Raw genomic sequence first — 12,406 nt, 5'->3', positions numbered from 1 at the left:
GTCCGTGAGCGCGCCGGAGCAGCGCAATTCGTGAAGTACCGTTCCGTATCAGTTCGGGGGCAGGCCTCCCCCCCGTGCGACCGCGCGGGGCGCCGGTCGGCCTGGTCAGCGCCTGGTCGGCACCGGGGGGAGCGGGCCGGTCACCTCGAACCGCCGGCGGGAGCGCCCCCGAAGCGGCCGGGGGATGGCCATGTTGCCGGTGTCGGCGGTCAGCTCCCGGCCGGGGTCGGCCTCGTAGCTGTAGCCGTAGCCGTAGCCGCGCGCCGTGCCGGTCGACTGCGGCACCCGGTTGAGCACCACGCCGAGGAGCTTCGCGTCGATGCGCTGCAGGACGGCCGCGGACTCGGTGAGCTCCTCCCGCCGGGTAACCCCGTGGCGGGTCGAGATGACGCAGCCGTCGGAGAGCACCGACAGCACGGCGGCGTCGGTGACCGGGAGGAGCGGCGGGGCGTCGATGACGACGAAGTCGTGGGTGTCCCGGAGCTCGTCGAGGAGCACGCGCATCTGCGCCGACCCGAGCATCTCGCTCGGGTTCGGCGGCATCGGCCCGGCGCCGAGCACGGTGAGCTTGCCGTCCCCCCAGGGCTGCGCCACCTCGTGCAGGGCCGCGGTGCCCGCCAGCATGTTGGTCAGACCGGCCCCGCTGATGAGACCCATGTACCGCGTGACGCGGGGACGGCGCAGGTCGGCCTCGATGAGCATGACCCGGCTGCCCTGCTGCGCGAGCACGGTGGACAGGTTCACCGCGAGCGTCGACTTGCCCTCACCGGGGATGGAGCTGGAGATGACGATGACGCGCGGCGGGTGGTCGACGTTGAGGAACTGCAGGTTGGTCCGGACGGCCCGGTAGGCCTCGGCGCTGACCGAGTGCTCGTCGAGGTCGGCGACCAGGTGCTCCTCCGCGAGGCGCGGGTCCTCCAGCACCGTGCCGATGACGCCGACACCGGCCAGCTCCCGGACCTCCTCCGCCGACTTGACCGTGTTGTCCAGGCGCGACCGGAGGAGCGCGAGACCCAGCCCGAGCAGGAGGCCGAGGACCCCTCCCAGCGCCAGGTTGCGGACGGCGTCGGGGCTGACGGGCGCCTCGTTCAGGTCGGCGGCCTCGACGATCGTCACCTTGACGGTGGAGGCCGTCCCACCCTCCGGCGTCTCGAGCTCGAGGACCTGCTGGGTGAACTGGCGGCCCAGCGACGTGGCGATGTCCTGCGCCCGCTGCGGGGAGGCGTCCGTGACCGTGACGTCCAGGATGACCGTCTCCGGGACGGCCGTGGCGCTCACCTTGGCCGCGACCTCGGCCGGGGTGAGGTCCAGCCCGAGCTCCTCGACGACCCGGGCGGCGAGCTGCTCGCCGGTCAGGAGCTGGGCGTACGAGGTGACCCGCTGCTGCGAGAAGAGGTTGCCCTGGTAGGCGGTGGAGGTGTCGGTGGACGACGAGGTCGACACGAACAGCTGGGTGGACGAGGCGTACAGCGGCGTGGCCATCCAGGTGAGGGCACCGGCCGCGGCCACGGCGAGGAGCACGGCCGCGACCAGCAGCCACCACCCCGACCGGACCGCCTGCAGCACGTCCTTCAGGTCCACGCGTCTCCCCGCTCGTGAGCCGGACACCGACCGGCGGGTCCGCGTCCCGTCCCCCAGACGAGTGAGGGAGCGGTTCGGACGATACCGGTCAGTCCGGTTTCGTGTAACCCCTCTGTGTTTGCGCTCGCACTCCCTGTGACGGACGAGGTGGGAGGTTCAGCAGACCGGATGCAGAGACGGCGCTCCCGGGCACCTCCCGGACGCGGCGCCCTGCCGGTTGTTCACTGCCCCCGTGCGGATCCTCTTCGTGTGCACGGGCAACATCTGCCGCTCTCCCATGGGCGAGCGGCTGACGCGGGCGTTCCTCGACGACGCACTGGGGGCGTCCGCGGCGGCCGTGGGCACGAGCAGCGCCGGGACGCACGCCGTCGTCGGCAAGGGCATGGAGCCGTCCTCCGCCCTGGTGCTGGCCGGACTCGGCGGGGATCCCTCCGGCTTCACGGCCCAGCAGCTCACCGGCGAGATGATCGAGTCGGCCGACCTGGTCCTGACCATGACCCGGCGGCACCGCCGCGAGGTCCTCAAGCTGGCGCCGCGCGCGATGTTCCGCGCCTACACGCTGCGGGAGGCCGGCGACCTGCTCGAGCGCGTCGACGTCTCGGCCCTGCCGCCGGTGTCCCGCCTCGACGAGCGGGCCCGGGCGCTGGCGGCCGCCCTCGGTGCGCAGCGAGCCACCCGCCGTCGCGCGGACCGGGACGCCGACGACGTCCGCGACCCGATCGGCCAGCGGTCCTCGGTCCACCAGGAGGTCGGCGAACAGGTCTTCGCCTCGCTGATCCCGCTGCTGCAGGCCCTGTGCGACACGCGCGCCGGCGTCCGGGCGGACACCCCGGCGCCCGTGCCCGCGCCCCGGGCCGACGCCCCGCTGCCGACCGCCGGCCCGGCGACGGCGAGGATCGACCTCGCCGTCGGCGCCCCGCCCGCGGCACGCCGCCGCCCGCCGCTGAGCCGCCGGCGCTGACACCGGTAGCCGGCCGCCGGCGTCAGGCGGTCGGGCCGGAGGTCCCGGCGAGTGCCGCCTCCACCGCGGGAGCGATCCGCTCCGCGAGGTAGGCGTGCCCCTGGTCGGTGGGCGAGACGCCGTCCGTCGCGATCAGCCCGGCGACGTCGGCGAACCAACCCTCCGCGACGGGGTCGACGAACTCCGCGCCGGCGGCCTCGGCGGCGGACCGGACGGCGTCGCGCGCGGCCACCACCCCGGCCGGGACGTCCCCGTCGCTCCAGACCGGCCCCACCACGAGCAGCACCGTGTCGGGTGCCTGCTGGCGCACCGCCGCGATGGCAGCCGAGGCGTTGGCCTCCACCGCGGGGGCGGACTCGTCGCCGTCGTTGCGGCTGCCGAAGAGGACGGTCACCGCCGCGTCCCGAACCGGGTTCGCGCGCACCACCGCCGGCAGGTCCTCACCGGTCACCCCCAGTGCGGCGTACCCGGCCCGCGCGACTGCGTGCAGCGACAGCTCGGCCCCGACGGACGCGGCCACCTGGGCCGGCCAGCCCGCCGGCCCGAGGCCGCCCGACGGGTTCCCGGCGGCGTACCCGTCGCCGTAGACGGCGAGGACGGGTGTCGACGCGGGCTCCGGCGAGGTCGCCGCGTCCACCGGAGCAGGGGCACCGGCCGCCGGAGCCGGGGTCGGGGCGGATGCGGCGGCCAGACGCGTGGGCCCGTAGGGGTCCTCGGCCGCGGGGCGCAGCGCCATCCCGGCGAAGACGGCCGCGTTGACCAGCACGAGTGCGAGGAGAGCGACGATCCCCCACCGCGGTGGGCGTTCCAGGTCCAGTCCCCGCATGCGCACGAGGGTAGACAACCCGTGTGCGTTGCGTGATGACGCCAGGACGTATCGCTACTGTTTCGTTGTCGCCTGGCGCCGTCCTCGGCGCCGCGACACGACCACGACCCCGAGGACGGCCACCACGACCACCGACGCGGCTGCGACCTCGGGTGACCGGGCCCGCGCGGCCCACTGCGTCAGTTGGGGCACCGAAGCCCCCACCCCCACCTGCAGCACCGTGCTCGGCAGCAGGCCCAGCGCCGTTGCGGCGACGTAGGGCGCGAGCGGCACCGCGCTCAACCCCGCCGCGTGACTCAGCACGCTGAACGGCACCACCGGCAGCAGCCGGCCGGCCAGGACCGCCGCGAACCCCCGGTCGGCCAGCACCCGGTCGACGGTGGCCAGCCGAGGGCCGACCAGTCGGGTCACGGCCTGGCGACCGAGCGCCCGGGACAGCGCGAAGGCGGCCAGCGCACCGACCATCCCCCCGGCCAGGGCGACCGTGAGGCCGACCCAGAACCCCAGGACGACGCCGAGCAGCACCGACAGCGCCGTCCGCGGCACCGGCCCGACCAGCGCCAGGCCCACCCCCACCGCGAGCAGGACCAGCCCGGGAACGCCGGCGCGGTCGGTCCAGTCCCGCACCGTGGCCACCTCCGGCAGGTCGGAGGTCAGCGCCACGACCGTCCCGACGATCAGGACGGCGGCCAGCGCGCCGGCCCGCACCCACGTCCCCCGCACCCGACCATGGTCGCCCACCGTCACCACGAGGCCGCAGGGCACACCGCCGAGCCCCCCCGGGCTGTGGACGACGGACTCAGCAGGCCCCACCGCGCTGCAGGCTCGCGTCGCGCTCCGGTCGCCGGTGCGTCCGCGTCAGGACGAGCAGCAACGCCAGGGCCACCGCCCACCCGGCGAGGATGAACACGTCCCCCACGTGCAGCCCGTGATCCGGCACGACCGGCACCAGGACGGGGCCCTCGTTCACGTACTCGCCGGTCAGGAGCAGGAAGGCGAAGCCGGACAGCACCGAGCTCACGACCAGGGCACAGGTCCAGCGGATCACCCGCAGGACGGTAGCCGCGTCATCGCCGGACGCCCCACACGACCACCCCCACCAGGTGACCCGCATCGGTGCCAACCTCTTCACGAGGCCTGGCGGTCGTGGGGTGAGTCCTGCTGGCGCCACCGGTCGCGAGACTCCATGCGCTCCGCTGTCCGGATCATCCGGCCGAGGACCACGCCGAGCACCAGGGCGAGGGAGACCCACGCCAGGAGCGCCCATCCCCACCACGGCACATCTCCCCCAGCCGCCGGCCCGGCCCCCGTGGTGATCGACCGGTACCCAGGACGCGGGTTCTAGTCACGCACCGTCCCCGGACGAGGACGTCCGACTTAGAGTCGAGCCGGTGATCGTCGTGACCGCTGCAGGTGGCCCCACCGGCACCGCGGTCGTGGGCGCGCTGCGGGCGCGTGGCGAGCGGGTGCGCGCCGTCGTCGCCACCGCGCGTCCCCGCCCGAAGCTCGACGCGCTGGGCGCGGAGGTCGTCGTCGCCGACCTCACCGGCGACCTCTCCCCCGCGCTGGCCGGTGCCGATGCGCTGTACCTCGTCTGGCCGAACTTCGACCCGCGGGAGGCGACCGGCGCGCCGGCCGTGCTGCGCGCCGCGGCCCGCGCCGGGGTCGGCCGGCTGGTCTACCACTCCGTGCTGCGCCCGCAGGCGCGCTCGATGCCGCACCACGCCGCCAAGGACCGCGTCGAGGAGGCGCTCGACGCCGTCGTTGCCGGCACCGGTGCCCGCTGGCGGGTGCTGCAGCCGTGCGCCTACGCCGACAACCTCGACGCCGCCGTCCCCGCCGCCGCGGACACCGGACAGCTGCCCAGCCCGTGGGGCCTGCAGGCGGCGCAGTCCTTCGTCGACCTGCGCGACGTCGCCGAGGCCGCCGCCGTGCTGCTCACCGAGGACGGCCTCGACAGCGGCACGTTCGAGGCGGCCGGCCCGCGGGAACTCACCGCCCCCGACGTCGCCGCGCTGCTCACCACCCACCTCGGGCGCGACGTGACCGCCGTCGACGCCGGCCTCCCGGACGACGACGGCAGCTACGCCCGGCGCTGCCTGCGGGCGATGTTCGCCGAGTACCGCGCCCACGGGTTCACCGGCAGCCCGCGAGTGCTCACCGCACTGCTCGGCCGCCCGCTGCGCACCGTCGCCGAGCACCTCGCGGCAGGCTGACCCCACGCCGCTCAGGCGGCGCCCTCCTCCTCCGTGTCGTCCCGCTGGGGCGGCGCCTGGCCGACCGGGACCTCGGTGGTGTGGGCGTCCTCGACGGCACTCGGCCGCCACCGGTCCGTCGGCTCGCCGGGAGCGTCGGCCGGGCTGGCCGCGAAGGGCGGCCGGTGGCGCAGCTCCGTCAGGATCACGCGGAGGATGCGCAGCCCGTCCCGGACGGCGTTGAGCTTGCTCTCGCCGTGCATGCGGGGCTGCTCCACGCTGGGGACCTCGACGATCCGCAGCCCCGCCTTGGCGGCGCGCACGTTGAGGATCGTCTCGATCTCGAAGCCGTCACCCCACCGCATGTCCAGCGCCTCCTCACCACAATCGAGGCCCAGCACCGGCAGCACGTCGCGCCAGAAGGCGTTGTAGCCGTAGCAGAGGTCGCTGTAGCGGGTGCGGTAGAGGACGTTGACTACCGTGTTGAGGAAGACGTTGCCGAGTTTGCGGACCGGCGTGATGTCGTGGCTGGTCCCACCTTGGGCGAAGCGGCTCCCCTTGGCGTAGTCCGCTCCGTCGAGCAGGACCTGCACGTAGGAGGGGATCTCCCGCGGGTCGGTGGAGCCGTCGGCGTCGATCATGACGACGACGTCGCCGCGCGCGTTGTTGAAGCCGCACGCCAGCGCGTTGCCCTTGCCCTTGCGCGTCTGAGTGATGACGCGCGCATCGGGGCGCAGTTCACGCGCCGTCTCGACCGTCCCGTCCGTGGACCACCCGTCGACGATCATCAGCTCCCAGATGTCGTCGGGAAGAGCGGCGAACACCTCCGGGAGGTTCGCCGCTTCGTTGTACGTCGGTACCACCACCGTTACTCTCGGTGACTGAGGTCGCGACCCCCGCGGTGGGGTCCCATACCGCACACGTCGACTGAACACAGAGCACCGCCCCCGTCCGGCTGATCAACTGCGTGGTCGGCCCGTACCCACTGTCGGGTGGTGAAACGCACGAACCCGGTGCGTGCCCCGTCTAGGCGACTACACAGCGTCACTGTTTCTCGCGTGAGGTAAGCCACTCTTCAAGGCTCAATATGTTGCGCTCAACCTATGGACACGGACGAGTCCGTCCCCCATCCTGATGACCACACCGCGGGACGACGACGCGCGGTGACGGGGGGCCGGTGACACAGGCCCGAACAAGCCCCGGACGGCAAGGGAGCCGTCGCGTGGCGGCCTCGTCGATCACCGTCAATCTCGGGAGCGTTGACCCACCGGGCGCACTGGTCGCCTGAAGCCCGGTGGCGAGCAGTGGCGAAACCGACCCGGCACACCGCAGAGGACTGCCCCATGTCGCGTGCACACAGCAAGGCCCTGCTCCGCAGCGCTGCTCCCCGCGTGAGCGTCGTCATCCCCACCTACAACGAGGCGAAGAACCTCCCGCACGTCTTCGGTCTGCTGCCCGAGGACCTGCACGAGGTCATCGTGGTCGACGGCCGCAGCTCCGACGGCACCATTGAGGTCGCCCGGTCGCTGCGTCCCGACGTCCGCATCGTGCGGCAGAACCGTAAGGGCAAGGGCAACGCCATGGCCTGCGGTTTCGCCGCCGTGACCGGTGACGTCGTCGTCATGCTGGACGCCGACGGCTCCGCGGACCCGGGGGAGATCCCGGCCTACGTCGCCGCGCTGGTCGACGGCGCCGACTTCGCCAAGGGCACCCGGTTCGCCGCCGGTGGTGGCAGCAGCGACATTACCCGCACGCGGGCCTGGGGCAACGGCTGGCTCAACCGGATCGCCAACACGCTCTTCGGCACGCGCTACAGCGACCTCTGCTACGGCTACAACGCCTTCTGGGCGCACTGCCTGCCGGCACTCGAACTCGACGCCAGCGGCCCCGGCGCGGACACCAAGCTGTGGGGCGACGGCTTCGAGATCGAGACCCTGATCAACACGCGGATCGCCAAGGCCGGGCTGCGCATCACCGAGGTGCCGAGCTTCGAGCACGAGCGCATCCACGGCGAGAGCAACCTCAACACCTGGCGTGACGGGCTCCGCGTGCTGCGGGCGCTCGCGGTCGAGCGGGTCAACGGCAAGGGCCGTCGGGTGGCCATGCCCCGCGTCGCGCCGGCCGCGGCTCCGATCGACGTCGTCACGATCGTCCCGGCGCCCCGGGCGTCGCAGGAGCCGGTCCTCGCCCGCACCGCCTGACCCCAGGCGGCCTACGGTCGAAGGGTGGGCGGCGCGCAGCGGGACCGGTGGTCCCGGTGGGCGCCGGCCACCCTCCTGCTCGGGGTGCTGCTCCTCGACGCGGTGCAGTTCGCCCGGCCGTGGCCGGTCCCCGTGGTCGGGCTGCTCGACGAGCCCGCGCACCTCGCCACCGCCTGGCTCGGACTGGCCGCACTCGCCCCCCGGCACACGCCGCGCGCCGCGTGGTGGGCGGCGCTGGTCGCGGCGGTGGCCATCGACCTCGACCACGTCCCGCTCTACCTGACCGACGGCGCCTTCGCGGTGGACGGGGGTCGGCCGCCGACGCACTCCCTGCTCGTCGTGGCCGTCAGCACCGTCCTCGCCGGGGCGCTGCGAGCGTGGTGGCTGCTCGGCGTGGCGGCCGGCCTGGTGCTGCACCTGCTGCGCGACGTGGCCACCGGTCCTGGTGCAGCGCTGCTGTGGCCGGCGAGCGAGGCGGCGGTGCGGCTCCCCTACCCGGCCTACGCCACCGCCCTCCTCGGGCTGGGCCTGCTCGCGACTGCGCGCAGGCGCCCAGCACCGATCCCCGCGGTGCCCCCGGCCTGAGCCCGGACCTGCGGCATCGCCCGGCGTGGGCCACGCTGGACCGGCTCGAGCCCCTCCCGTCCGCGCGTACACCTCCGGAGACCCGTGCGATGAGTCCAGCCACCCCCGACGTGGACCAGGCAAGCCTGCCGGCGCGCACCTTCACCGCGCTCGTGTGCGCCTACACGCTCGACCGGTGGGCCGAGATCGATGCCGCGGTGGCGAGCCTGCGCGACCAGACCCGGCCGCCGGACGAGATCGTGCTGGTCGTCGACCACAACCCCGAGCTGCTCGAGAAGGCGACGGCCGCCTTCCTGGACGTGCGGGTGGTCCCCAACGAGGGCAGGCAGGGCCTGTCGGACGCCCGGAACACCGGCGTGCGCGTGGCGACCGGTGACATCGTCGGTTTCCTGGACGACGACGCCGCCGCCGACCCACGGTGGGTGGAGGCCATGCTGCGCGCCTACGAGGCGGGGAACGTGCTCGGCGTCGGGGGCTGGGTCCGTCCGGCCTGGCGTGCCCCGCGGCCGAACTGGTTCCCGGAGGAGTTCCTCTGGGTGGTCGGGTGCAGCTACCGGGGCCTTCCCCGGACCACGGCGCCCGTGCGCAACCCCATCGGGGCGAACATGAGCTTCCGGCGCGAGGTGCTGGCCGGGATCGGCGGGTTCGAGACCGACATCGGCCGGCTGGGCGCCGACGCCGCGGGCTGCGAGGAGACCGAGCTCTCCATCCGGGCCACGGAGCGTCACCCGGGTGGGCACATCCTGCTCGAGCCCGGGGCCGTGGTCGACCACGTCGTCACGCCGGACCGGGTGACCCGGCGCTACTTCCGCCGCCGCTGCGCCGCCGAGGGGCGGTCGAAGGCGCTGGTGAGCACGCTGGCCGGCGCCGACGCCGCTCTCGCCAGCGAGCGCACCTACGTGCGACGCACGCTGCCCGCCGGGGTCGGCCGTGGTCTGCGGGACGCAGTGACCGGGGACCCGTCCGGCCTCGCTCGCGCGTGGTCGATCGTCGAGGGGACCGCACTGACGGCGGTGAGCTACCTGCTCGCCCGCCGGCGGCTGTCCCGGCGCGGCCCGGTCACCTGAGTTCGTCGCCGGACGGCCGGGGGTGCGGGACCTGCCTGTGCAGGACCGCCCGCCGGTAGCGCCGGCAGGCGCAGGCGGGCGCTGCACAGTCGGTACCGCGGCGGTAGTGCTGGTGCAGCTCCCTCCGGTGTCCGCAGGTGCAGACGTCGAGCAGCCTGCGCACCACCCCGAGGTCCATGGCCGTCCCCACCGCTCGCTGCCTGCCGGACGTCGCCGGCGCCTCCACGTCACCCCGTGTGATCAAAGGTAGCCGAGAAGTTAGGGCGCCGACGAGTCACGCGCGGTGACGGCCGCCGCGACGACGCCCGTGACGGCCTCTGCGGGCCGGCTCCGATGCCGCGGTCCCGGAGCGGGCGCGCCGCAGCGTGGCAACCAGCCAAGGAAGACAGGCGGCCGCGAGCAGGGTGCGGGCCGTGATCCAGACGACGTCCTGAGGGACCAAGGTGGACAGCCAGGCCACCGTGACGACGACGAGTAGCAGGCGGACCCGGCGGGATTCAGGGCGGGGCCAGGTGAGTCCACTCGGCAGCATGAACCACTGGACGAGCGCCTGCAGGGAGAAGGCGATCAGTGTCGCCACCGCTGCCCCGGTCAGTCCCAGAGGCGGGACGAGAACGAGGTTCAGGACGACGTTGACCACTGCGGCGACACCGGCGGCGAGGGCGACGGGTCGTGTGCGGCGGGCAGTGATGAGAGCCCGGCTGCTCGCCATGGCAGCGATGACGGGGATCCCCGACAGCAGCACCAGCAGCACCACACCGAGGAGCGAGGCTGGTTGGAAGCTGGGAGGGGCCAGGAGCCGGAGCAGGAGGGGCGCGGCCAGCATGACGCCCAGGACCATCGGCGCGAAGGCCCCGTACAGCTCGTCACGGGACCGGCCGATGACGGCCCAGCGCTCGCGGTCGTCCCTGATCGACGCGATCCGCGCAGCCCACGCCTGCCCGGTGATCAGCAGGACCGTCACGGCGATGAACCCCACGGTGTAGGCGATCTGGTACCGGCCGGCTTCCGCGGGCCCGAGCACGCGTTGCACCACCAGGCGGTCACCTGCGTTGAGGACGAACGAGGAGATCCCGCTCAGCATGAGCGGGAACCCCAGCGCCAGGGCACGGCGGAAGACCTGGAGGTCGAACAGTCCCCGCCAGCTCGGCCAGACCAGGACGAGGCCGACGACCATGGCAGCCGCCTGCCCCAGGACGCCGCCCCAGGCGTAGGTCTGGACGTCGTTGCTCAACGTGAAGAGCAGGAGGAGCCCGACGAGCTGACTCCCCACGGTCGACAACGAGGAGACGACAGCAAACGCCCTGAGGCGGTCTCCCCCCATGAGGAGCGCGACCACCAGCTGGACGGTCACGGCCGGCGCCGTCCACAGGACCGTGGCGGCGACGAGCCCGTCGGCGCCCTGGAAGCCCAGAGCGCTGCTCCAGAACGGGCTGGTGACGCCCACGAGCGCCGTCACGAGGACCGCGAGCACGATGCCGCACGCCAGCAGCCCACGCGCAGCCCTGTCGTTCTCGTCCTCTGCCCGTTGCAGGACCACGGCCTGGTCGAGCCCGACCATCGCGAGGACCGTCAGCAGCTGGTGCAGAGCGATCGCCGAGGCCATGAGCCCGAAGCTCGCGGGGCCGAGCTGGTAGGCCAGGATCGGCGAGACGACCGTGGCGCTGACGAAGGGCAGCGCCGCGATGACGACGTACAGGAGGCCACGACCGAACAGGCCGGCCATGGGATCGTCCGCGTCATCCCCTGCGCCCACGGCCGGCACCTCGCCGGTGGGCACCGGCGCGCCGGCCGCGGTCACCCGCTCGAGACCGAGTGCCTCCTCGGCGAGCGGAGACACGGGAACCCTCGGGTGGTGACCGTTGGAACGGGAGGTGCTCCCGGGAGGAGCCTCACCCACCTCCCCCATCGGGACCTCGTACATGGAGCCCCCGCCCGTCACTGGGGGGACGAGGTCATCGGCCATCCCGCCGGGACCAACCCGGAGGAGCGGAACTCCCTGTCGATTACCTCCAGGACCGGAGTGCTGCGGTCCGTCGAGAACTTGCGGGCGAAGAGCTTGACGACGCCGTCGGACGGACGGCTGAGCTCCTGGCGGAGTTCGTCGAGGTCGTCCATGGTCAGCCATGGCGGGCTCTGCGGTCGTCTACCGACCCAGCGAATGACCCAGGCACTGCCTCGCACGCGCTCCTCGGTCCAGCGCGGGACGAAGGCCGGCGTGTGCAGGAGAGAGGGGATGAACGTCTCGTCGGGCGTCCACGTGTGACGCCACCGTCGCACGAGGTCGGGACGCTCCTCGACGGCTCGCAGCAGCGCTGCGACGTGTGACCGGGCCAGCAGCTTGAGCGAGGATCCGCCCGCCGGCACGACCCCCTGCGGCATGCGGCGCGGCACGGGGACCCACACCATGTGCCGATTCCAGGCAGTGAACCGGAACCGCAGCCTCCAACGGCCGCCGTCACGTCCCCACTCGGGTACGGGCATCGGCCGCGCGTACGTCAGTGAGCGCCCCTCCATGGACCTAAGGACGTCGGCGATGACCCCGCTGGACACCAGGGGGTAGTCCGCCCCCGAGAGCAGCGCCACGTGGCCTGCGTCCGTGGCGTGCAGGGCGAGCCGGTAACCCTCGAGTTCGGCCTCCACCGCCCCCCAGAGCCCCCAGGGTGTCTCGTGGCGCGGCATGACCGTGACCCGGCCTGGCAGATCGGCGGTCATCTCCCGGAAGACCGTCGAGGGTGTGCGGGCATCACAGTGGAGCAGGACGGGGAACGGGTCGAGCGCGGCCACGAGTCGCTGGACGTGAGCGGGGTCGCGGTACGCCAGGACGACACAGGTCAACGCATCTCTGTCCATGCCGCTCGGAGCGACCAGGGAGCCGTGCCCCGTCCTCCGGTGCCCTCCTCTCGAGCGAGTCGTCTCCGTGAGCTCCGAGACCCGTCCTCCACCGACCGCAGTCCCCGCAATCCCCGCAATCCCCGCAGTCTGCTGTG

The 12,406-nt window shown here is 73.5% G+C and carries 12 protein-coding genes; 5 read left to right on the top strand and 7 right to left on the bottom strand.

Annotated elements, in window-relative coordinates:
* Nucleotides 1-105 precede the first annotated feature (105 nt).
* Nucleotides 106-1,581 carry a polysaccharide biosynthesis tyrosine autokinase gene (locus tag ACI780_RS15430; protein ID WP_457003957.1) on the bottom strand — a complete coding sequence of 492 codons (1,476 nt, stop codon included), beginning with the start codon at nucleotides 1,579-1,581 and terminating at the stop codon, nucleotides 106-108.
* A 232-nt stretch (nucleotides 1,582-1,813) separates the two neighbouring features.
* On the opposite strand from ACI780_RS15430, the gene ACI780_RS15425 reads away from it, so the two are divergent.
* Nucleotides 1,814-2,542, top strand: coding sequence for an arsenate reductase/protein-tyrosine-phosphatase family protein (locus tag ACI780_RS15425; RefSeq protein ID WP_457003955.1), 729 nt, complete (start codon nucleotides 1,814-1,816; stop codon nucleotides 2,540-2,542).
* Between the two features lie 22 nt (nucleotides 2,543-2,564).
* Here the strand turns inward: ACI780_RS15425 and ACI780_RS15420 are convergent, their stop codons facing one another.
* The 3 genes from ACI780_RS15420 to ACI780_RS15410 all read right to left on the bottom strand — a co-directional run bounded on the left by ACI780_RS15420 (nucleotide 2,565) and on the right by ACI780_RS15410 (nucleotide 4,416).
* Nucleotides 2,565-3,368 carry an SGNH/GDSL hydrolase family protein gene (locus ACI780_RS15420; protein WP_457003953.1) on the bottom strand — a complete coding sequence of 268 codons (804 nt, stop codon included), beginning with the start codon at nucleotides 3,366-3,368 and terminating at the stop codon, nucleotides 2,565-2,567.
* 54 nt (nucleotides 3,369-3,422) lie between these two features.
* Nucleotides 3,423-4,091 carry a TVP38/TMEM64 family protein gene (locus ACI780_RS15415; protein ID WP_457003951.1) on the bottom strand — a complete coding sequence of 223 codons (669 nt, stop codon included), beginning with the start codon at nucleotides 4,089-4,091 and terminating at the stop codon, nucleotides 3,423-3,425.
* 76 nt (nucleotides 4,092-4,167) lie between these two features.
* Nucleotides 4,168-4,416: a hypothetical protein gene (locus ACI780_RS15410; RefSeq protein ID WP_457003949.1), complete on the bottom strand. Its 249-nt coding sequence runs from the start codon at nucleotides 4,414-4,416 to the stop codon at nucleotides 4,168-4,170.
* A 343-nt stretch (nucleotides 4,417-4,759) separates the two neighbouring features.
* On the opposite strand from ACI780_RS15410, the gene ACI780_RS15405 reads away from it, so the two are divergent.
* Nucleotides 4,760-5,584, top strand: a complete 825-nt coding sequence (locus ACI780_RS15405) for an SDR family oxidoreductase (protein ID WP_457003947.1) — start codon at nucleotides 4,760-4,762, stop codon at nucleotides 5,582-5,584.
* 11 nt (nucleotides 5,585-5,595) lie between these two features.
* Here ACI780_RS15405 and ACI780_RS15400 read toward each other — a convergent pair whose 3' ends face one another.
* Nucleotides 5,596-6,429 (bottom strand): glycosyltransferase family 2 protein, encoded by an 834-nt coding sequence (locus ACI780_RS15400; protein WP_457003945.1) that lies wholly within the window; start codon nucleotides 6,427-6,429, stop codon nucleotides 5,596-5,598.
* Between the two features lie 477 nt (nucleotides 6,430-6,906).
* Between ACI780_RS15400 and ACI780_RS15395 the strand changes: the two genes are divergently transcribed.
* The 3 genes from ACI780_RS15395 (at nucleotide 6,907) to ACI780_RS15385 (ending at nucleotide 9,416) form a co-directional block, all read left to right on the top strand.
* Complete coding sequence (locus tag ACI780_RS15395; protein ID WP_457003943.1) at nucleotides 6,907-7,764, top strand: glycosyltransferase family 2 protein; 858 nt, start codon at nucleotides 6,907-6,909, stop codon at nucleotides 7,762-7,764.
* Nucleotides 7,765-7,788: 24 nt separating this feature from the next.
* The gene (locus ACI780_RS15390; protein ID WP_456869120.1) at nucleotides 7,789-8,349 is read left to right on the top strand and encodes a metal-dependent hydrolase; all 561 of its coding nucleotides are present in this window, start codon (nucleotides 7,789-7,791) and stop codon (nucleotides 8,347-8,349) included.
* A 110-nt stretch (nucleotides 8,350-8,459) separates the two neighbouring features.
* Complete coding sequence (locus tag ACI780_RS15385) at nucleotides 8,460-9,416, top strand: glycosyltransferase family 2 protein (RefSeq protein ID WP_457003940.1); 957 nt, start codon at nucleotides 8,460-8,462, stop codon at nucleotides 9,414-9,416.
* A 274-nt stretch (nucleotides 9,417-9,690) separates the two neighbouring features.
* Here the strand turns inward: ACI780_RS15385 and ACI780_RS15380 are convergent, their stop codons facing one another.
* A complete protein-coding gene (locus tag ACI780_RS15380) occupies nucleotides 9,691-11,256 on the bottom strand; it encodes a lipopolysaccharide biosynthesis protein (RefSeq protein ID WP_457003938.1) in 1,566 nt (521 codons plus the stop codon).
* Nucleotides 11,257-11,354: 98 nt separating this feature from the next.
* Nucleotides 11,355-12,203, bottom strand: a complete 849-nt coding sequence (locus ACI780_RS15375; protein WP_456869123.1) for a beta-1,6-N-acetylglucosaminyltransferase — start codon at nucleotides 12,201-12,203, stop codon at nucleotides 11,355-11,357.
* Nucleotides 12,204-12,406: the final 203 nt, after the last annotated feature.

Source organism: Geodermatophilus sp. SYSU D00814 (assembly GCF_054050055.1).
This window is presented reverse-complemented; position numbering and strand designations above follow the sequence as displayed.